Source organism: Thioclava sp. UBA3469, from assembly GCF_002378135.1.
Taxonomy (GTDB): domain Bacteria; phylum Pseudomonadota; class Alphaproteobacteria; order Rhodobacterales; family Rhodobacteraceae; genus Thioclava; species Thioclava sediminum.
The window spans coordinates 1-20300 of record NZ_DFRG01000231.1 but is presented as its reverse complement, the minus strand read 5'-3'; the positions used below and the strand labels follow the sequence as shown (position 1 = coordinate 20300).

General features: G+C 65.1%; 16 protein-coding genes. 12 read left to right on the top strand and 4 right to left on the bottom strand.

The window, feature by feature from the left end:
- The 3 genes from addB to trxA all read left to right on the top strand — a co-directional run.
- Positions 1 to 2601: double-strand break repair protein AddB (gene addB / locus B3D39_RS16690; protein WP_286789903.1), on the top strand; the 2601-nt coding region annotated here is incomplete at its 5' end.
- The gene (addA, locus tag B3D39_RS16685; RefSeq protein ID WP_274961571.1) at positions 2598 to 5987 is read left to right on the top strand and encodes a double-strand break repair helicase AddA; all 3390 of its coding nucleotides are present in this window, start codon (positions 2598 to 2600) and stop codon (positions 5985 to 5987) included. The genes addB and addA, both read left to right, overlap by 4 nt.
- A 55-nt stretch (positions 5988 to 6042) precedes the next feature.
- The gene (trxA, locus tag B3D39_RS16680; protein ID WP_078522726.1) at positions 6043 to 6363 is read left to right on the top strand and encodes a thioredoxin; all 321 of its coding nucleotides are present in this window, start codon (positions 6043 to 6045) and stop codon (positions 6361 to 6363) included.
- A 47-nt stretch (positions 6364 to 6410) separates the two neighbouring features.
- Here the strand turns inward: trxA and B3D39_RS16675 are convergent, their stop codons facing one another.
- Entirely contained in the window at positions 6411 to 7316 is a 906-nt protein-coding gene (locus B3D39_RS16675) for a hypothetical protein (protein WP_274961572.1), read from the bottom strand.
- A 93-nt stretch (positions 7317 to 7409) separates the two neighbouring features.
- On the opposite strand from B3D39_RS16675, the gene hslV reads away from it, so the two are divergent.
- From hslV to B3D39_RS16655, 4 genes are all read left to right on the top strand, one after another.
- Positions 7410 to 7967, top strand: coding sequence for an ATP-dependent protease subunit HslV (hslV, locus tag B3D39_RS16670; RefSeq protein WP_078522728.1), 558 nt, complete (start codon positions 7410 to 7412; stop codon positions 7965 to 7967).
- Positions 7960 to 9021, top strand: coding sequence for a hypothetical protein (locus tag B3D39_RS16665; RefSeq protein WP_078541443.1), 1062 nt, complete (start codon positions 7960 to 7962; stop codon positions 9019 to 9021). The genes hslV and B3D39_RS16665 overlap by 8 nt, the downstream gene beginning before the upstream one ends.
- 3 nt (positions 9022 to 9024) lie before the next feature.
- On the top strand, positions 9025 to 10332 hold the full coding sequence (hslU, locus tag B3D39_RS16660) for an ATP-dependent protease ATPase subunit HslU (RefSeq protein WP_078602462.1): 1308 nt from the start codon (positions 9025 to 9027) through the stop codon (positions 10330 to 10332).
- Positions 10333 to 10393: 61 nt separating this feature from the next.
- Complete coding sequence (locus B3D39_RS16655) at positions 10394 to 11485, top strand: alpha/beta hydrolase (protein ID WP_274961573.1); 1092 nt, start codon at positions 10394 to 10396, stop codon at positions 11483 to 11485.
- On the opposite strand, the gene B3D39_RS16650 is transcribed toward B3D39_RS16655, so the two are convergent.
- From B3D39_RS16650 to B3D39_RS16640, 3 genes are read right to left on the bottom strand one after another with little or no spacing between them, the layout of a single operon-like run.
- A complete protein-coding gene (locus B3D39_RS16650; RefSeq protein ID WP_274961574.1) occupies positions 11482 to 12075 on the bottom strand; it encodes a Smr/MutS family protein in 594 nt (197 codons plus the stop codon). The two genes, B3D39_RS16655 and B3D39_RS16650, sit on opposite strands and share 4 nt — an antisense overlap.
- Positions 12072 to 12959: a murein transglycosylase A gene (locus B3D39_RS16645; RefSeq protein ID WP_274961575.1), complete on the bottom strand. Its 888-nt coding sequence runs from the start codon at positions 12957 to 12959 to the stop codon at positions 12072 to 12074. Before B3D39_RS16645 ends, B3D39_RS16650 begins: the two co-directional genes overlap by 4 nt.
- Positions 12960 to 12964: 5 nt before the next feature.
- Entirely contained in the window at positions 12965 to 13624 is a 660-nt protein-coding gene (locus tag B3D39_RS16640; protein ID WP_078522789.1) for a Tim44/TimA family putative adaptor protein, read from the bottom strand.
- 118 nt (positions 13625 to 13742) lie between these two features.
- Here B3D39_RS16640 and B3D39_RS16635 point away from each other — a divergent pair, with 118 nt between their 5' ends.
- The 5 genes from B3D39_RS16635 to B3D39_RS16615 all read left to right on the top strand — a co-directional run.
- Positions 13743 to 14270: an FxsA family protein gene (locus B3D39_RS16635; protein WP_274961576.1), complete on the top strand. Its 528-nt coding sequence runs from the start codon at positions 13743 to 13745 to the stop codon at positions 14268 to 14270.
- A 59-nt stretch (positions 14271 to 14329) separates the two neighbouring features.
- A complete protein-coding gene (secB, locus tag B3D39_RS16630; RefSeq protein WP_078522734.1) occupies positions 14330 to 14842 on the top strand; it encodes a protein-export chaperone SecB in 513 nt (170 codons plus the stop codon).
- 135 nt (positions 14843 to 14977) lie between these two features.
- Positions 14978 to 15505 (top strand): isopentenyl-diphosphate Delta-isomerase, encoded by a 528-nt coding sequence (locus B3D39_RS16625; RefSeq protein WP_093477209.1) that lies wholly within the window; start codon positions 14978 to 14980, stop codon positions 15503 to 15505.
- Between the two features lie 113 nt (positions 15506 to 15618).
- Positions 15619 to 17412: an autotransporter assembly complex protein TamA gene (locus B3D39_RS16620; RefSeq protein ID WP_274961577.1), complete on the top strand. Its 1794-nt coding sequence runs from the start codon at positions 15619 to 15621 to the stop codon at positions 17410 to 17412.
- Positions 17412 to 20300, top strand: a 2889-nt coding sequence (locus B3D39_RS16615; protein ID WP_286789902.1) for a translocation and assembly module protein TamB, incomplete at its 3' end; no start/stop codon positions are given. The genes B3D39_RS16620 and B3D39_RS16615, both read left to right, overlap by 1 nt.

The window sequence follows — 20300 nt, the reverse complement described above, 5'->3', positions numbered from 1 at the left end:
CTGGCCGAGAGCCTGTATTCCCTCCTCGCCGAGATGCAGAGCGAGGGCGTCCATATCGACGATCTCGACCAGCTCGAGCTGACCGAGACCCACGCCCGCCACTGGCAGGAGAGCCTGCGCTTCATCCGCATTATCGCGCGTTATTTCGACAACGACGCCGAGCTGGACCGCGAGAGCCGCCAGCGGATGGTCGTGGAAGCGGTGATCGAGCGTTGGCGCGAAAACCCGCCCGCCGATCCGGTGATCGTCGCGGGCTCGACCGGTTCGCACGGGGCGACCTCGTTGTTCATGCAGGCTGTCGCGCGGTTGGAAAACGGGTCGATCGTTCTTCCCGGCTTCGACCGCGACATGACGCAGGCGGCCTGGGATAGTCTCTATTCCGGCCCATTTCCGCTCGAAGACCACCCGCAGTTCCGCTATCGCAGCTTGCTCGATAAGCTCGGGCTCTCGGCGGAGGACGTCGTCGATTGGGATGAGATCTCCGCGCCGGACCCGGGCCGCAACCGCCTCCTTTCGCTGGCACTGCGGCCGGCGCCGGTTACCGATCAATGGCGGCGCGAAGGCGCTGGGCTGGGGCCGCTCGTTCCGGCCTGTCACGGGCTGTCGCTGATCGAAGCGCGCGATCCGCGCCATGAGGCGCTGTCGATTGCGCTCGCGCTGCGCGAAGCGGTCGAGCGGGGCGTCAGTTCGGCTCTGATCACGCCCGACCGCCTTCTGGCGCGCCGCGTGGCGGCGGCGCTCGACCGGTGGGGGATCGTGCCGGATGACAGTGCGGGACAGCCGCTGCAGCAGACTGCGCCGGGCCGGTTCCTGCGGCAGATCGCGGCGATGCGGGCGCGTCCGGTCGGGATCGCCGATCTGATCGCGCTGCTGAAACATCCGCTGACCGCGACCGGCGACGCGGAACGTGGGCCGCATCTGCGCAACACGCGCGAGCTGGAGCTGCGCCTGCGCCGCTATGGGCCGGCGTTCCCCGATCGCGAGTGCCTCACGAAATGGGCTGAAAAAGACCCTGATTCACGGGAACCCTGGGCGCAGTGGCTCTGCGATATTCTCGAAGATTTCGCGGCTCCGCCGGCGGCCGCGCTGACTGATCACGTGGAACAGCACTTCCGTCTGGCAGAACGGATCGCCGCCGGACCGAGTGCCGCGACCGAGACCAGCGAGCTGTGGCGCGAGGCGGCGGGTCGCGAGGCGCGTCGTTTGATGGAGGACCTGCGCAGCCAGTCCGGCTTCGGCGGGCATCTCGGCGCGCTCGATTACGCCGATCTGGTTAACCGACACCTTCAGAGCGGGCTCGTGCGGCAGACACTCGCGGCGCATCCTTTGATTGCGATCTGGGGGACGCTGGAAGCGCGCGCGCAGGGGGCCGAGCTGGTGATCTGTGGCGGGCTGAACGAGGGAAGCTGGCCCGAAGCGCCCGCGCCCGATCCGTGGTTCAGCCGTCAAATGCGGCTGGAATCGGGTCTATTACTGCCCGAACGGCAGGTCGGCCTCTCGGCGCATGACTTCCAGCAGGCGGTTGCCGGGCCGCAGGTGATCCTGTCGCGCTGTGCGCGCGATGCGGAGGCGCAGACGATCCCGTCGCGCTGGCTCAATCGTCTCTTGAACCTCGTGGATGGCCTTCCCGATCAAGGCGGCACCGAGGCGTTGGCCGAGATGCGCGGGCGCGGCAAGCGCTGGCTCGATCTGGCAGACGCGCTCGAGACGCCGCGGATCACGCTTGAGCCCGCCAAACGCCCGTCGCCGCGCCCGCCTGTCAATGTGCGCCCGCGCGAATTGCCGGTCACCGCGATCGAGACCCTGATCCGCGACCCCTATGATATCTACGCGAAGCGCATTCTGAAGCTGCGCGCTCTCGATCCGCTGCGCCCCGAACCCGACGCTTTGCTGCGCGGTCAGGTGCTGCACCAGATCGTCGAAACCTTCGTGAAGACCTATGACGAGACCGCGACCATCGAAGCGGCGCAGGCGCGTCTGATGGAGATCGCAGAGGAGGTGATGCTCCGGGAAATTCCTTGGCCCAGTGCGCAGCGTATCTGGCTCGCGCGGGTTCGGGGGATCGCCGAGACATTTTGCCGGGCCGAGGCCGAGCGTCGCGCGCAGGGCGCGCCCATGGTGGTAGAGAAAAAAGGCTCTGTTTCACTGCAAAACCCGATTTTCACGCTGACTGCGAAGCCCGACCGGATCGACATTCTCGAAGACGGGCGCGCTTGGATCTACGATTACAAAACTGGCACGCCGCCTTCCGAACGGGAGGTGATGGCCTTCAACAAACAGATGCTTCTGGAGGCCGCGATGGTCGGGCGCGGGGCCTTCGAGGCGATCGGGCCGCGCGAGGTCGCGGGCATGTCCTATGTGCGGCTCGGCGGCGACGGCGCCACCACGCAGATCAAGGGTAAATCCGGTGATCGCAGCGAGACGCCCGAGGAGAGTTGGGAGAAATTCCGCAAGCTGATCGCGCGCTATTTCGAGCCGACGCAGGGCTTCACCGCGCGGCGCGCCCCGCAAAAAGCGCGCGCCCGGACGGATTACGATCAGGTCTCGCGCTTCGGGGAATGGGATGTCACCGATGAAGCCGAGGGGGAGGACGTGTCATGACCCATCCGGCCAGCCTCAGACAGCATCAGGCCTCGCAACCGGACAGCTCGGTCTGGCTCGCCGCGAATGCGGGGTCGGGCAAGACCAAGGTGCTGACCGACCGCGTCGCGCGCATGCTTTTGGCCGGAACAGAGCCTCAACGCATCTTGTGCCTGACCTACACCAAGGCCGCCGCGGCGGAGATGCAGAACCGACTGCTTGGGCTGCTGGGCGGCTGGGCGATGATGGACGAGGCGAAGCTGTGCGAGAAGCTAAGGGCGCTGGGTGCCGATGAGGCGCTCTCTGCCGAGGATCTGGCGAAAGCGCGGCGGCTGTTCGCCAAGGCGATCGAGACGCCGGGCGGGCTGAAGATCCAGACGATCCACGCCTTCTGCGCGGGATTGCTGCGCCGCTTCCCGCTTGAGGCGAAAGTCTCGCCGGGCTTTTCCGAGATGGACGACCGCGCCGGCGAATTGATGCGCGAGGATATCCTCGAGGAGATCGCGACGGGCCCGGATTGCGACCGGCTCGATGCGTTGCTCGGCGTCTATTCCGGTGAAGATCTGACATCACTCGCAGCCGATATAAGCCGGAATAGGGTCGGTTTTGCAGGCGATCTGGGCTTGCCCGATCTGCTGGAAGCCTATGATCTGCCGCGGGACATGACCGAAGAGGCGCTGCTGTCTGAGGTCTTCGACGACGGCGATCTGAAGATGATCCGCGAGGTCGCGCCTGCGTTCCTCGCGAGTTCCAAGAACGACCAGCGCGTCGGCGCAGGGTTGGCGGCGGCGCGTGACCGCGATCTCGCCTCGGTGCAGGCTCTGGAAGACGTGCTTTGCGTCAAGAAACCGAAAGACGGCCCGCCCTATCAGCCCAAGCTCGACAAGGTCGCCACCAAGGCGCTCGCCAAATCGCTGGGCGACGGCACGATGGCGGCGCTGTCCGATCTGTCCGAGCGCGTCTCCGAGAACCGTCCCCGCCGCCTCGCCTTCGTCGCGGCCAAGCGCGCCCATGCGTTGCACCGGTTCGCGCAGGTCTTCCTGCCGCGGCTCGACGCCTATAAAGCCGCGCGCGGCTGGCTCGATTTCGACGATCTGATCGACCGCGCGGCGGCGCTCCTGGATGAGCCATCGGTGGCGCAATGGGTGCTGTTCCGCCTCGATGGCGGGATCGACCATATCCTCGTCGATGAGGCGCAGGATACCAGCCCCCGGCAATGGCGGGTGATCGAGCGGATCGCCGAGGAATTTACCTCTGGCGAAGGCGCGCATAAGGGCGAACGCACGCTGTTCGTGGTGGGCGACCGCAAGCAGTCGATCTATTCCTTCCAAGGGGCCGACCTTCAGCAATTCGAGGAAATGCGGGCCCATTTCGCCCGAAAATTCGCGGATATCGGTCGCGCGCTCTCTCCGCTGGAGCTGGAACATTCCTTCCGATCGTCCGCCGCCGTGCTGCGGTCCGTGGACCTCGCTTTTGCACGCGGGGCCGAGCAGGGCCTGGGCGGCGCTCCCTCGCATATCGCCTTCCACGAGGCGCTTCCGGGCCGCGTCGATCTGTGGCCCGCGATCGAGTCGGTGAAGACGGAGGACGAGGACGATTGGGAAAGCCCGGTCGATCTGACGAGCGCGGAATCGGCGATTTCTCAACTATCGCGCATGATTGCCGCCGAGATTTCCGCGATGATCGCGCAAGGCGTGCAAATCCCCGATCACGAGGCGCCCGGCGGCGCGCGCCCCGTGCATGAGGGCGATTTCCTGATCCTCGTGCGGCGTCGCTCGGAGCTGTTTTCCGAGATCATTCGCGCCTGCAAATCGATCGGGCTGGCGGTCGCGGGGGCGGATCGCCTGAAGCTAGGCGCGGAGCTTGCGGTGCGCGACATCCGCTCGCTGCTGAGCTTCCTCGCGACGCCCGAGGACGATCTGTCGCTGGCGGAGGCGTTGCGCTCGCCGCTTCTGAACTGGTCCGAGCAGGAGCTCTATCAGCTCGCGCAGCCCCGGAAGGGCTATCTCTGGGAGGCGCTCCGCCGTGGCGAGATGCGGCCCGATACGCAGGAGATGCTGAAAGATCTGCGCGACAATTCCGATTTCCTGCGGCCCTTCGAGCTGATCGAACGCCTGCTGACCCGGCATGGCGGGCGCGAGCGGCTTCTGGCGCGGCTTGGCCCCGAGGCGGAGGACGGGATCGACGAGTTGATCTCGCAGGCGCTGGCGTTCGAGCGTAACGAAGTGCCCAGCCTGACCGGGTTCCTCGGCTGGCTCGATGCGGATGACGTGCAGGTGAAGCGGCAGCTGGACGGGGCAGGGCGCGCGATCCGGGTGATGACGGTCCACGGCTCGAAAGGGTTGGAAGCGCCGATCGTCATCCTGCCCGATACGGCGAAGAAAAAAGAGCCTAACCCACCTAAAATCCTGCGTTTGGACAATGGCGTCGCGGGGCTGCGGCAACCCGCGCCGGACGCGCCGGAGGCCCAGCTTTCGGCTGCGGGTAAGGAGACGACCGCCCGGACGGAAGAGGCACAACGGCTTCTCTACGTTGCGATGACGCGGGCGGAGAAATGGCTGATCGTGGCCGCAGCGGGCGAGGTCGGCGAGGGCGACGAGACCTGGTATAGCCGAATGAAATCGGGCCTCGAAGCTGCCGGGACCGAGGACGTCACGGGGCTTTCCAAGCCATTGCAGGAATTGGGCGAGTTTCCGCGCCACGCGACCGGCGCATGGCCGGAAAACGCGCGCGCCCCTGCGGTCGCAGAGGAGGTCACGCGACTGGATCTGCCCGCGTGGAGCCTCACGCCCGCAGCGGCCGTCGAGCCGCCGCCGCGTCCGCTTTCGCCCTCCGATTTGGGCGGTGCGAAGGCTCTGTTCGGTGATGGCGAGATGATGGACGAAGACGAGGCGCTGCGTCACGGGCGAAACCTGCACCGGCTTCTCGAACATCTGCCGGAACGGCCGCGCGACCAGTGGGAAGATCTTGCCGAACTGTTGCTGTCCGAGGGCGAGGATGCGCTGCTTCCGGGTGAAATAGAGCCTGTTTTGGCCGAAGCGATCCGCGTTCTCGAAGCGCCGGGCATGGCGGCGTGGCTGGGCCCGGATTGTCTGGCGGAGGTCGAACTCACCGCCGCGCTGGAGGAATTCGGCGGCCAGCGGATTCACGGCTTCATCGACCGTCTGCGGATCGATGCCGAAGGCGTTCACATTCTCGATTACAAATCCAACCGCACTGTCCCTACGTCGCCCGATCAGGTGCCCGAGGGGATCGTGCGACAGATGGCCGCCTATCGCGCGGCATTGCGGCAGATTCACCCCGAACGCACCATCACCTGCGCGATACTGTGGACACAGGACGGAACGATCATGCCGCTCGCAGATGCACAGCTAGACGGGAGCTTGCGCACGCCCACTGTATCTTGACGCCGACGGGGGCGGAACTTACCTTCCTTGCCGACCCAATATTCAGGAGGCTGACATGGCTACCGTTGCTGTTACCGACGCCACTTTCGACGAAGAAGTGCGCAAGTCCGACGTTCCCGTCGTGGTGGATTTCTGGGCTGAATGGTGCGGCCCCTGCCGCATGATCGGCCCGTCGCTCGAAGAGATTGCCCAGGAAATGTCGGGCAAGATCAAGGTCGTGAAAGTGAACGTCGACGAGAACCCCGACAGCCCGGCGACGCTGGGCGTGCGCGGCATCCCCGCCCTGTTCCTGTTCAAGGATGGCGAGGTCGTCTCGAACAAGATCGGCGCAGCCCCGAAAGCGGCGCTGCAAAGCTGGATCAACGAATCGATCTGATCTGCGGATCAGGTTTGACGGAAAAGGGCGCCCTCGGGCGCCTTTTTTCATATCGGCCAGCCGAAATGGCGCAGCCGCGCGCGCAGGCGGTCTTCGAATTCGGGGCGGCCTGCGTTGAGCGATTGCAGCTGCAGGAACCAGTAGAGGTAACGGGCGACCGGCGGCGTCTCGCGCAGTTTGGCGAAAGCGGCCTCGATCCCGTCGCGCGGCACCAATCCCGCGATGTGGTGGAAATCCGACAGGCCGAACAGGATCGCGGGTTTTCGCAGGAAGAACCCTTCGAGGGCGAGCGCGCTGTTTTGCGTGGCAACGAAGCGGCAGCGGCGGAGCAGCTCAGGCGAACCACCGGACTGGAAGCGAAAGCGCGGGTGACGTGCCGCGATCGCCTCCAGCGCCTCGATTTCGCGCGCTGTGTAATCCTCGTTCGGGTGCAGCGTCGCCACGACCGGGCCGGAATGACGGGCCAGCACTTCCTCGATCATCTGCACCGGGCTCACCGACTGAAACGAGCGGTGATCCAGCAGCCGTCCCTGCAGGGGAATGAAGGCCAGATCTTCCTCGTTAGACGGCTTTACGCCGGAATAGAGCCTGTTTCGTGTGGAAAAGAAGAACTGCGCCGCGGCGTCCCCGTCCACCTCATCGGCATCGAAGGGCGTCTGAGCGACCGGCCAATCCCACCGCTCCGCCTCCGCCTCGACATGCCAGAACGCGCCGACATAGGTCCGTCGGCAGGTCAGCGCCCGCGCATGGGTCGGCGGCTCCATTCGGTAAAGCGCATAGCCCTCGCGGGACGGTGCCGCCGCGCGCGCCTCCGCACCTGTCCGATGCAGGCTGACGGTCCAATCCGCCGCCTCCACCGCTCCGATCAGCCGCTTGAAGAAATTGTGTTCACCGGCCCGGACCTGCTCCAGAATCCAGTCATCGAGATAGATCGAAAGGTGCTGCGCGCTCATGCGGTGACGCTAGCCGCAGGCTCCCGCACCGGCAAGCGGGGTTGCAGCCCCGGCCTGCGGGTTACATATCTTTGGCGCAAACGGAGGACTAACATGGCCGAAGAGAAATTCCCGGGCTGGCACGGCACGACGATCATCGGCATCCGCAAGGGTGGTAAAGTGGTGGTCGCGGGCGATGGGCAGGTCAGCCTTGGCCAGACCGTCATCAAGGGCTCGGCGCGCAAGGTGCGCCGCCTGAGCCCCGGCGGTCACGACATCGTGGCGGGCTTTGCGGGCTCGACCGCGGATGCGTTCACCCTGCTGGAGCGGCTCGAGAAGAAGCTCGAAGCCTCGCCCGGTCAGCTGATGCGCGGCTGCGTGGAGCTGGCGAAGGATTGGCGCATGGACAAATACCTGCGCAATCTCGAAGCGATGCTGATCGTGACCGATGGCAAGGATCTCTACGTTCTGACCGGCGCGGGTGACGTGCTGGAGCCGGAACACGGCATCGCCGCGATCGGCTCGGGCGGCAATTTCGCCCTCGCCGCGGCGCGCGGGCTGATGGAAACCGATCTCGATGCCGAGGCGGTCGCCCGCAAGGCGATGGCGATCGCGTCGGACATCTGCGTCTACACCAACGGCAACCTGACGGTGGAGAGCATCGGTGGCTGAGCTGACGCGCGACGATCTGCGCGCGGCGGTCGCGGCTGGCCACATCAACGAGGCGCAGGCCGCCTCCGTGATGGCGCTGGCGAGCAACCGCCTCGCCGGTCGCGCGGCCCTTCCGGCCGAGGACGAACCGTTCGAGCTGTTCAAAGGCTTCGCCGAGATCTTCGTGACCGTCGGCCTCGGCATCCTGATCACCGGGTCGTTCGGCTTCCTCCTCTTCGCGGGCGGCAAGCTGGGTTACGCGATGCTGATCCCGCTGATTGCGCTGCTGGGGGAATATTTCACCCGCAAGCGCCGCATGGTGCTGCCTTCGATCCTGCTGACGCTCACGCTGGGCGGGGCGGTGCTGGCGAGCTTCCTCGGCATTCCGATCCTCGGGATGCGCTTCATCGCCGAGGCGCCCAACTTCGACCTTGCGCTGGTCGCGACCGCGGTCGCGCTGATTGCGTGGTTCCTGCGCTACCGGGTGCCGTTCTCGATGTTCCTCGTGGGGCTTTGCGGGCTGGGCCTGCTTCTGTCCTTTGCGAAGGGCTTCGACCCCGAAGCGCCGATTTCTCAGACGGTCGATCTGTTCGATCTGTCGAACGGCTCGGCGCTGTCGCTCGCGATGCTGGTCTTCGGGCTCTTGGCGCTCGCCGGTGGCATCTGGTTCGACATGCGCGACCCGCATCGTCTGGGTCGCCAATCGGCCTCGGGCTTCTGGCTGCACGTGCTGGCGGCGCCTGCGCTGGTCAACACGCTCGCGCTGACCTTCTACAAGATGGGGCCGGGCACGGGCTATGTGCTGCTGCTCGCCACGCTTGCCGTCTTCGCCGCGCTGGCGCTGATCATCGACCGGCGCTCCTTCTTCACGGCCGGGATCGGCTACATGATCTTTCTCAGCTTCTACGCTTTCGGTGACGCTGCCGATCCGCGTAGCTGGTGGATCACGCTGATCCTGATCGGCCTCTTTCTCACCGCGCTCGGCTCCTTCTGGACCGAGCTGCGCACGCGCCTGATGCGCGCGCTTCCCAATTTTCCCGGCAAGCACCGCCTGCCGCCCTATGCCACGGAGTAATCCATGACCGATCTGACCCCCCGCGAAATCGTCTCGGAACTCGACCGTTTCATCATCGGCCAGAAGGACGCCAAGCGCGCCGTCGCCGTTGCGCTGCGCAATCGCTGGCGCCGTCAGCAACTGCCCGACGATTTGCGCGAAGAGGTTTATCCGAAGAACATCCTGATGATCGGCCCGACCGGCGTCGGCAAGACCGAGATCTCGCGCCGTCTGGCGAAACTGGCCCGCGCGCCCTTCCTGAAGGTCGAGGCCACGAAGTTCACCGAAGTGGGCTATGTCGGTCGTGACGTGGAGCAGATCATCCGCGATCTGGCCGATGTCGCGATGGTCCAGACCCGCGACTACATGCGCGAAGAGGTGAAGGCGAAGGCGCATCAGGCCGCCGAGGATCGCGTGATCGCCGCGCTCGCCGGCACCGATGCGCGCGAAAGCACCCGCGAGATGTTCCGCAAGAAGCTGCGCGATGGCGAGCTCGACGACAAGATCATCGAGCTCGATGTGGCCGATCAGTCCGGCGGCATGCCGCTCGGGATGATGGGCGGTCAGCCGGGCATGGAACAGCAGATGCAGGGTCTTCAGGACCTGTTCAAAGCCTTCGGCGGCAACCGCACCACGCGGCGCAAGATGACCGTCTCGGAAAGCTACGAGACGCTGATCTCGGAAGAGGCCGACAAGCTTCTCGACGACGAGACGGTGAAGACCGCAGCCCTCGAGGCCGTGCAGCATTCCGGCATGGTCTTCATCGACGAGATCGACAAGGTCACGGCGCGCTCGGATGCGCGCGGGGCCGATGTCTCGCGCGAAGGCGTGCAGCGCGACCTGCTGCCGCTGATCGAGGGCACGACGGTTTCGACCAAGCTCGGCCCGGTGAAGACCGACCATATCCTGTTCATCGCCTCGGGCGCGTTCCACATCGCGAAGCCGTCGGATCTGCTGCCCGAACTGCAGGGCCGTCTGCCGATCCGCGTGGAGCTGCAGGCCCTGACCGAGCAGGACTTCACCCGCATCCTGTCGGAGACCGACAACGCGCTGACCCGCCAGTATCAGGCGCTGATGAAGACCGAAGAGGTCGAGGTCGCCTTCACCGAGGACGGTATCGCGGCGCTCGCCCGGATCGCGGCGGAGGTTAACCAATCGGTCGAGAATATCGGCGCGCGAAGGCTCTATACCGTCATGGAACGCGTGTTCGAGGAGCTGTCCTTCACCGCGCCCGACCGTGGCGGACAAAGCGTCACCGTCGATGCGGAATTCGTCGAGAACGAGCTGGGCGATCTGACCCGCGACACCGATCTGAGCCGCTACGTCCTCTAGGGCACTGGCACCCCGCGCCCGCTCTGTTATCCTCCTGCGGGAGGGATGCGAGGCGCGGGCGATGGTGCGGTTTCTGATCGTAATCTTGATGCTGAGCTTGGCCGCCTGCGCACCGCGTGGGCGGCTTGCCTATCTCGATCACCCGGTCGCCGATGCGCGCTCGATTTTCGTGGGCTCGACCCGGGCGCCCGATCCGCAGACCGGGCAACCCTTCGGCTCCGCGCGCAGTCAGCAGCTGCGGCTCGCGCGCTTCGATGTCGCCACGCCGCCGGACCGCGAGGTGGCCGAGATCGCCTATCCGATGACCGACACCTCGCCGGTCGACCCGGACAAGCAGTTCCTCGTCTCGCAATCCGAGATCGACATGAAGCGCCCCGCGTTCCAGTCGGAGCTGCGCGCGGCGCTGCGCAAACATGACGGGCAGGCGGTGCTGTTCGTGCATGGTTTCAACAACTCCTTCGCCGAAGGGCTGTACCGGATGGCGCAGATGGGCGCGGATTTCGATCTGCCCGGCGTGCTGGTGCATTATTCCTGGCCGTCGCGGGCGAATGTGCTGGGCTATGCATATGACCGGGATTCGGTGCTGTTCGCGCGCGACGGGCTGGAGAAATTGATCGACGATCTGAACGCGGCGGGGGCGAAACGCATTCTGATCGTGGGCCATTCGCTGGGTGCGGAACTGGTGATGGAGGTGCTGCGTCAGGAAGCGATTACGCAGAAACAGGGTCGATTTTCGACGATTTCCGGGGTGGTCCTGATCTCGCCGGACATTGCGGTGGATGTGTTCAAGACGCAGGCCGACGCGATCGGCGCGCTGCCGCAGCCGTTCATCATCTTCACCTCCGCGAAGGACCGCGCGCTCCAGCTATCGGCGCGGCTGTCGGGCAAGCGCGACCGGCTGGGCAATCTGGAAGACGTCTCCAGCATCGCGCATTACAAGGTGACGCTGATCAACGTCTCGGCCTTCAACACAGGCGACGGGCATTTCAACGTCGTCACCTCGCCTGCGCTGATCCGGCTTCTCGACAGCGCGCAGAAAGTGGCCGAGGTGCTCGAGGTCGAACAGTTCGGGCGCACGGGACTGGGCGATGCTGTGGTGCTGACGGTCGAGAATACGACGCAGATCATTCTCGCGCCGATCTCGGGCGGTTAGCGGATCCGGCGCAGATAGACGTAATAGGCGCCCGCGCCGCCATGTTTCAGATGCGCCTCGTTGATCTGCATGACGGCAGGCGCGAGCGGCATCATCCGCAGCCATTGCGGGACCTGATGACGCAGAACCCCCACCCGCCGCGGGATCGGGCCGTCATCGTCGCCGCGCTTACCCTTGCCTGTGATCACAAGCACCAGCCGCTTGCCGTGGCTTTGTGAATTCAGGATGAAGCGGATCAGTTCGGGATGGGCTTCGGCCAATGTCAGCCCATGCAGATCGAGCACGCCTTCGGGCTTCAGCTTGCCGCGCGTCATCGCCTTATGCGCCTTGCGGTCCATCGTGACGGGCTGTCGCGCGAGATGCTCGCCCGGCTCCGGGGCAAGATCGTGACGGCCCGGCGAGGGCTTGGCGTGCTGGCCCATCTCGAAACTGCGCAGCCCCTCGGCCCTCGCTTTCGGCTTCGGTTTGGGCGTCAGAAAAGACTCTAATTCGGCGGGATCGGCCTTTTTCGGGCGGTAATTCTCCGTGGTCGACGCCACGCGATCCCACAGCGCGCGTTCTTCGGGGCTGAGTTTGCGTTTGCGGCTCATGCGCGCCTCCGCAAGCCGATCATCCGGCCCTTGGCGTTGATCGCGCCTGCAATGCGTCCGGCGTCCATGCCGGTGCCGATGAAGAGATCACCGCGCCCCGCGCCCTTGATCGCAGAGCCCACGTCCTGCGCCACCATCAACCGCTGCCCGAAGCCGGGGCAGTCGATCCAGACCGGGCTGCCCAGCGGCACGACCTCGGGGTCCACGGCGAGGCTGCGTCCTGCGCTCACCGGACGCCCCATCGCGCCCAGGGGGCCGGTGTCGTTGGGGATATCGAGCACCCGGAAGAACACGAAAGACGGATTGTGATCGAGCAGCCCCTGTAACTGATCGGGGTTCTCGGCGGCCCAGCGTCGGATGAACTCGGGCGTCATCTCCTCGACCGGGGCTGCGCCGCGCGCGATCAGCTCCTTGCCGATCGAGCGGTAGGGATGCCCGTTCTTGCCGTCGAAACCCAGCCGCAGGCTGCCACCATCGGCAAACCGCACCCGCAGCGATCCCTGCACCTGCGCGAGATAGGCCTCGATCGGGCTCTCCAGCCAGACCAGTTCGTGACCTGCCAGCAGATCGCCCACCGCGATCTCGGCGCGGGTATACCACGGCGAATTAGACCCTATTTCAGCCGGTTTCGCATAAAGCGGCCAGGCGAAGCGGTCGGATTTCTCCCGCGCGCCGGGGAGTTCGGGTTCGTAATATCCGGTGAAATGCGTAGCCCCCTCGGGGGCGATTTCATAGGGGGTGAAATAAGTCTCGAAGGCGGCTCTGGCATCGTCCAGCCCGGCGGTGTCCATCCCATAGAGATCGGCCGTAACGCAAAACGCCGCCCAAGCGGCGGCGTGATCGTCCCGGCTCCATCCGGGAATATTGGCGAAGGACAGCGCCACCGGCTTCAGCCGCCCGTGGCGACGAGCTGCCAGTTCGGGTCATTCGCACCCATCGTGCGGGCGAAAGTCCAGATGTCACGCTGCTTGCGCGGCGATTTGGGGTCGCCCTCAACCACCTCTCCGGCGGCATCGCGCGCGACCGAGATGATCTCGGCCCCGAAGCGCACGGTCACTTCGGCTTCCTTCGTGGAGTGGTCGAAATCGGCATTGCTCAGCACCAACTCGCGCAGGCCGAGGAATTCCGCCTGAACGTCGAGACCCTTCTCCTTGCGCGCTTCCACGGCGCCCTCGAAGGCCTCGTAGACCTCGGCGGACAGGAAGGGGCGGACCTTTTCCAGATCGCCGGTCTCGAAAGCCATCAGGATCATCTCATAAGCGCCGCGCGCCCCTTGCAGGAATTCCGACACCGAGAAGCTCGGCTCGACCCGTTTCATCGCGGCCAGCGCGACGGCGGCGGTCGAGCCTTCGGGCACATTGTCGATGATATCGTGGTCGGGACCGCCTTCGATCACGTCGAAATCGCGCTTCGGCGTCGGCGTGTCGGGCGTTTCGGGCGCGATCGGCTTTTCATAGCCCTCACGGGTCCCGAGCACGCTTTTCAGCTTGAAAATCAGGAAGATCGCAATCGCCGCGAGGACGATAAGCTGAATGACGGCACCGGACATCGAGACCCCTGTGTTTGGCTTCATGTTTGTTTCTAGGTCAATGGCTACTTATGTAAGGCGTCAACTAGTTCAAGTCCACCGGCGCAGCTTGCCCGGAGACGCGATAAAAGAGGATGCCATGTGGATCTTTCTGGCCTTTCTGGCCGTGCCGCTGATCGAGATCGGTCTGTTCATTCAAGTGGGCGGGCTCATCGGCCTGTGGCCGACGCTGGGGATCGTGTTGCTGACCGCGATCGTCGGCACGTCGCTGGTCCGCCGGGAAGGGGCGCGTGCGCTCAACGATCTGCGCAGCTCTCTCAATGAATTGAGCGACCCGTCGCGCCCGCTGGCCCATGGTGCGATGATCCTCGTGGCCGGGGTGCTGCTGCTGACGCCGGGCTTCTTTACCGACACGGTCGGGATTCTGCTGCTGATCCCCGGGATTCGCGACTGGGTGATGAAAGCCGCGGCGAGCCGGGTGAAGGTGCAGCGATTCGAGATGGGCGGCGCGTATCGGACGACGACCCAATACGATCCGCGCCGCGACCCTCCGAACCGTCCGCGCGATCCGGAGATCCTCGACGCCGAAGAGGTCGAGGAAATGACCCATCGCGACGATCCCAACGGCAAGCCTCCCGGCGGGCCGTCCGGCTGGACGCGTCATTGAGAATTGAGGCTTCTTTCTGCCGGTGCTAAACCTCGCACAATTAATTTTGGGAGAGGTCGATGACTGACGAAGCAAATGGCGAGACCAACGGCGCCGCGGATCCGCAGCAAGAGCAACAAGGGCTGCGTATGAACATCCTCGCGCAATTCACGCGCGACATGTCCTTCGAGAACAATGTCGCCACGAAAGGCGTGCAGACCAGCGACATCCAGCCCGAGATGCAGGTGCAGGTGTCGCTCGATGCCAAGAAGCGCAACGCCGAGCATCAGTACGAGGTGATCACCAAGTTCAAGATCACCGCGAACAACAAGTCGGACGGCGCGACACTCTACCTGCTCGAGCTCGATTACGGCGGCATCTTCCACGTCGAAGGCGTGCCGGAAGATCAGCTGCATCCGTTCCTGCTGATCGAATGTCCTCGCCAGCTGTTCCCCTTCGTGCGTCGCATCGTCTCGGATGTGACCCGCGACGGTGGCTTCCCGCCCTTCAACCTCGAGATCGTCGATTTCGTCGCGCTGTATCGCAACGAACTGGCGCGTCGTCAGCAGACCGAGGCGCCCACGACGGTCTGATTCGTCAAGCAGGCCTGAGGCGCGGCATCGTGCCTCAGGGACAAGCTGACACCGTGACTCTGGCCTGTCACGGACCCATTTTGTAACGGTGATCCCGTCCGCGACCCGGGCAGGATCACCGGATTCAAAAGAGGTATCATGGGCCAGATACAGGCATGGATCGAGGGCACGCTCGCCCCCGTCGACGTGATGGATGCGCATCGCGAAGGGATCCGCCACCGGGCGGTTTCCATTTTCGTCATGGATGGCGAAAAGCTCCTTTTGCAGAAGCGTTCGGAAAACTGCCTGCAATCTCCCGGTCTCTGGTCGAATACCTGCTGCAGTCATCCCGATTGGGGGGAGCGCCCCGAGACCTGCGCGCTGCGGCGACTGCGCGAGGAGCTGGGCATCGAGGGGCTCTATCCCGCCCATGCCGACCGCATCGAATACCGGATGGATATCGGCGACGGGCTCGTCGAGCATGAAGTAACCGATATCTACATCGCCTATGCGCAGCGCGGCCTGACCGTGAACCCCGATCCCGAGCTGGTCTCGGAGACCCGCTGGATCGGTCTTTACGACCTCGGGGCCGAGGTGCGGCGCTATCCCGATCGGTTCTCGCGCTGGCTCCGGTTTTACATGCACGAGCATATCTCCCGTATCCTGCCCGCGCTAATCTGCTGAGCGGCGGGGATTTCTGCCGATCGCCTTAAATTGCTACGCGGAATTCTGCGCTTGCCCTAGCTTTCGCATCGCTTACCTGTAACTCTGCTCTCGATTGGGCGGGGGCATGAGTAATGGGACCGAAGACCATCCGAGTTTTTCATTTGAGCGTGGCGGCGCTTGCGATCCTCGCGACCCCGGCACTCGCATATTCGTTGAAGTTCAATACCCCCGGCGCGTCGGACGATTTGCGCAATACGATCAAGGGCGCGTCGCTTCTGGTGCAATCCGCAGATGACGACAGCAAGGATGCGCAGGACGTGCTCTCCGAGGCGCGCGCCGACTATAACCGGATCGTTTCGGCGCTGTTCGCCGAGGGGCGGTATTCAGGCACCGTGTCGATCAAGCTCGACGGGCGCGAGGCCGCCGCGATTCCGCCGCTCGATGCGCCTTCCACGGTGAACAATGTCACCGTGACCGTGACGCCGGGCCCCGAATTTACCTTCTCGCGTGCCGATATCGCGCCGGTCGCGCCGAAAACCGATCTGCCCGAGGGCTACAAGGTCGGTGCGGTCGCGAAATCGGGCGTGATCGTCGATGCGGCCAGCGCGGCGACGACCGGTTGGCGCGATGCGGGCCACGCCAAGGCCGAAGTCTCCTATCAGAACATCGTCGCGGATCACCGCGCCAATCAGCTGGCCTCCGACGTGCGTCTGGCACCGGGGCCGCTGGTGACCTTCGGGCGGCTGGAAACCTCCGGCAACAAGCGCCTGCGCACGAAACGCCTGCGCGAGATCGCGGGTTTTCCCACCGGCGAGGTCTATGATCCGAAGAAACTCGATCAGGTTCAGTCGCGACTGCAGCGCACCGGGATTTTCTCTTCGGTCGCGATCACCGAGGCGAAGACGCTCAACCCCGATGACAGCCTCGATGTGAACCTCGCCGTGGTCGAGCAGAAGAAACGCAAGATCGGCCTCGGCGCGGAACTCAGCACCAGCGACGGGCTCGGCCTCAGCGGCTACTGGCTGCACCGCAACCTCTTCGGCGGCGGCGAACGCTTCCGCGTCGATGCGGGCATCTCCGGCATCGGCGGCGCGACGGGTGGCACGGATTACTCGATCGGCGCACGGATCGACCGCCCCGCCACCTTCAACCCGGAAACCAGCGCCTACATCACGACCGAGATCAGCCAGAAGAACGAAGAGGATTACACCGAGAACGCCTTCGATATTGGCTTCGGTCTGACGCGGATCTTCAACGACAAGCTGACCGGCGACGTCTCGATCAATTACGGCTGGTCCAAGGTGACCGACGACTCGGGGCAGACCTATTTCCGTCAGGTCTATCTGCCCACGAAACTCACCTGGGACGATCGCGACAACAAGCTCGATCCGACCAAGGGCTATTTCATTCAGGCGGGCGTGACCCCCTTCGTCGGGATCGGCGGCGATACCGGGACCGGGGCGCAGGTCACGGGCGATCTGCGCGCCTATCGGGGCTTCGGGCAGAACGATCGCTTCGTGCTCGCGGGCCGCGTGCAGCTTGGCGGGGTCTATGGGTCCGATCTCGAGGAAACCCCGCGCGACTATCTGTTCTATTCGGGCGGCGGTGGCACCGTGCGCGGCCAGCCCTACCAGTCGCTCGGCGTCGAAGTGCTCGACGGCGGCACGCTGAAGACCGGCGGCACCGAGTTCGTGGGCTTCCAGGGCGAGGCGCGCATCGGCATCACCGACAAGATCGGCGCGGTCGCCTTCTACGATTACGGCTATATCGCGGGCGGCGGCGACTCGGGCTCGCAGGCAGGCGCGGGTCTCGGCCTGCGCTACAAGACGGGCATCGGCCCTATCCGCCTCGACGTCGGCTTCCCGGTCTCGGGCGGCACCGGATCGGGGGCGCAACTCTATATCGGTATCGGGCAGGCCTTCTGATGAAACGTTTCGCTATCCTTCTCGCTTTCTGCCTCACGCCGCTGGTCGCCACCGCGCAGGACAGCGCGCCGCAGACCGCGGACGGGGCAGGGGCCGCGACCGACGAGCAGACGCAGCGCGACCGCTCCTATCTGACCGGGTTGATCGAGGATAACCTCTCGGGCGCCGGGCGCACCGTTCGGCTCGACGGGTTCTCGGGCGCGCTCAGTTCGCGGGCGACCTTCGATCAGCTCACGATCTCCGACAAGGACGGCGCGTGGATCACGATCAAGGACGGCGCGCTCCAGTGGAACCGCACGGCGCTGCTGACCGGCAAGATCGAGATCGACGAGCTCTCCGCCGCCGAGATCGACCTGCCGCGCCTGCCGACCTCCGAGGGCGGCTCGACCGCTCCCAGCCCCGAGGCCAAGCCGTTCCAGCTTCCCGACCTGCCCGTCTCGGTGCAGATCGGAAAGATCGACGCAAAGAAGGTGATCCTCGGCCAGCCGATCCTCGGGCAGGAGGCGACGGTCAAGGTGACGGGGTCGATGTCGCTCGCCGGCGGCGAGGGCAATGCCAAGCTCGACATCACCCGGACCGACACCAAGAAGGGCCAGTTCTCCCTTACCGCATCCTACGAAAACGCCACGCGCGAACTGGGCCTCGATCTGCTGGTGGACGAGGGCAAGAACGGGATCATCGTCCAGAAGGTCGGCCTTCCGGGCAATCCGGCGATGACGCTCGCCGTTTCGGGTAAGGGCCCGCTTGACGATTTTACCGCCGATATCGTGCTGAGCACCGAAGGTCAGCAGCGTCTGGCGGGGCAGGTCTCGGTGGGCAGCAAACTGCCCGAGGGCGCACCCGAAGGCAGCGACAAGGTCACGACCTTCTCCGTCGCGCTGGGCGGCGATATTCGTCCGCTCCTGCCGCCCGATTACCACGAATTCTTCGGCAACGAGGTCGCGCTGGTCGCGGATGGCACGCGCACGGCCTCGGGTCAGACGACGCTCAATACGCTCGATCTGAAATCGCGCGCACTGCAGCTGAACGGCTCGGCGCAGACCGGCGCCAACAACATGCCGGTGAAATTCGACCTCACCGCCAAGCTCGGCCTCGGCGATGGCCAAGAGGTGCTTCTGCCGATCTCGGGGCCGAAAACCTATGTGCAGTCGGGTACGCTCGATCTCTCTTATGACAAGGCCGAAGGCGATGGCTGGAAGCTGACGGGCCGTCTGAACCAGCTGCGCCGCGAGGATGGCACAAAGATGCTGACCGCGAACCTCTCGGGTTCGGGCCGCATCCGGCAGGCTTCGCCGCCCTCTGCAGGCGGTACCGTGCTCTTGGGCATCAACGGGTTGGAGCTGTCCGATCCGAAGCTGAGCGCCGCCGCGGGCAGCGCCGTTACCCTGCGCACCGTGTTCTCGTGGCAGCAGGACAAGCCGCTGCGCCTGTCGCAACTGGCGCTGAAGGGCACCGGTTACAGCCTGAATTCGAACCTCACGATCGACAATATCAGCGAGGGCGTCACCATCGAGGGCGCGGCGCAGGTCGACCATTCGAACCTCTCGATGCTGTCGGGTCTGGCGGGGCGTGATCTCGGCGGCGCGGCGCGGATGACGGTCGCGGGGAAATACACCGTTCTCAGCGGTGCCTTCGACGCCAATCTCAACCTCGTCGGTCAGGACATCTCGATCGACCAGCCGCAGGCGGATCGTGCGCTGGCGGGCCGGTCGGAAATCGCGATCTCGGCCAAGCGGGATGAGACCGGGCTGACGCTGGATTCGCTCAACGTGCAGACAAGCGCCGGCACGCTTCAGGCGCAGGGCGATCTGGCGAGCGAGAACGGCAAACTGACCGCCACGCTCGATACCAATGACCTTTCGCTGCTGGGCGATCAATATGGCGGCAAGTTGGCCGCCGATGCGACCGTGACGCTGAATGGCGGCACCTATGGCGTGACGCTCAAAGGCACCGGCAATTCCCTCGCGATCGGTATCCCCGAGGTGGACCGCGCGCTGGCGGGACGGTCGGAGTTTTCCGTCACTGGCACCCGCAGCGATGCCAGCATGACGCTCGACTCGCTCGATGTGAAAACCGCAGCGGGAGAGTTGCAGGCGCAGGGCAATCTCGACGGCGACAAGGGTAAGGTGACCGCCCATCTCGACACCAAGGATTTGTCGGCGCTGGGCGCGAAATATGGCGGTACGCTCGTGGCCGATGCGACGGCGACGATGGATGGCGCGACCTATGGGCTGACGCTCGACGGCACCGGCAAATCCCTCGCAATCGGTCAGCCCGAGGCGGACAAGCTGCTGGCGGGCACGACGAACCTCTCGCTGCAGGCCAAATATGCGAACGGCGCGGTCGAAGTGCAGAACCTCGACCTGAAGAACCCGCAGCTCGACGTCTCCGCCAAGGGGACCGCGGGCGAGACCTCGCGCAAGGTCGATCTGAACGCGCGCCTCGCCAATGCCGCGCTGCTCGCGCCGGGCTTCCCGGGACCGGTGACGGTGTCGGGCACGGTCACCGAGGATGGCTCTGGCTATAATCTGAACCTCTCGGGCACCGGGCCGGGCGGCTTGGACGCGAAGGTCTCGGGGCGCATGGCGACCAATTTCGCCGATGCCGATCTCTCGATCACGGGGCAGGCGCAGACCGCGCTCGCCAACAGCTTCATCGAGCCGCGCTCGGTCCAGGGCCCGCTCAGCTTCGATCTGCGGATGAACGGCAAGCCGGGGCTGGCGGCACTGTCGGGCACGGTGACGTCGAATGGCGCGAAGGTTGTCGCGCCCAATCTCGGTATGGTGCTGGAAAACGTCGACACGCGCGTGCAGCTGTCAAATGGCAGTGCGCAGCTTGGCGTGACCGGGCGGCTGGGGACGGGCGGGCAGATCACCGTCAACGGCCCG

Bases quoted from the DNA above. Each gene is read 5' to 3' on its own strand.
- addA (WP_274961571.1), top strand. From the start codon at position 2,598: ATGACCCATCCGGCCAGCCTCAGACAGCATCAGGCCTCGCAACCGGAC.
- trxA (WP_078522726.1), top strand. From the start codon at position 6,043: ATGGCTACCGTTGCTGTTACCGACGCCACTTTCGACGAAGAAGTGCGC.
- B3D39_RS16675 (WP_274961572.1), bottom strand. From the start codon at position 7,316: ATGAGCGCGCAGCACCTTTCGATCTATCTCGATGACTGGATTCTGGAG.
- hslV (WP_078522728.1), top strand. From the start codon at position 7,410: ATGGCCGAAGAGAAATTCCCGGGCTGGCACGGCACGACGATCATCGGC.
- hslU (WP_078602462.1), top strand. From the start codon at position 9,025: ATGACCGATCTGACCCCCCGCGAAATCGTCTCGGAACTCGACCGTTTC.
- B3D39_RS16655 (WP_274961573.1), top strand. From the start codon at position 10,394: ATGGTGCGGTTTCTGATCGTAATCTTGATGCTGAGCTTGGCCGCCTGC.
- B3D39_RS16650 (WP_274961574.1), bottom strand. From the start codon at position 12,075: ATGAGCCGCAAACGCAAACTCAGCCCCGAAGAACGCGCGCTGTGGGAT.
- B3D39_RS16640 (WP_078522789.1), bottom strand. From the start codon at position 13,624: ATGTCCGGTGCCGTCATTCAGCTTATCGTCCTCGCGGCGATTGCGATC.
- B3D39_RS16635 (WP_274961576.1), top strand. From the start codon at position 13,743: ATGTGGATCTTTCTGGCCTTTCTGGCCGTGCCGCTGATCGAGATCGGT.
- secB (WP_078522734.1), top strand. From the start codon at position 14,330: ATGACTGACGAAGCAAATGGCGAGACCAACGGCGCCGCGGATCCGCAG.
- B3D39_RS16620 (WP_274961577.1), top strand. From the start codon at position 15,619: ATGGGACCGAAGACCATCCGAGTTTTTCATTTGAGCGTGGCGGCGCTT.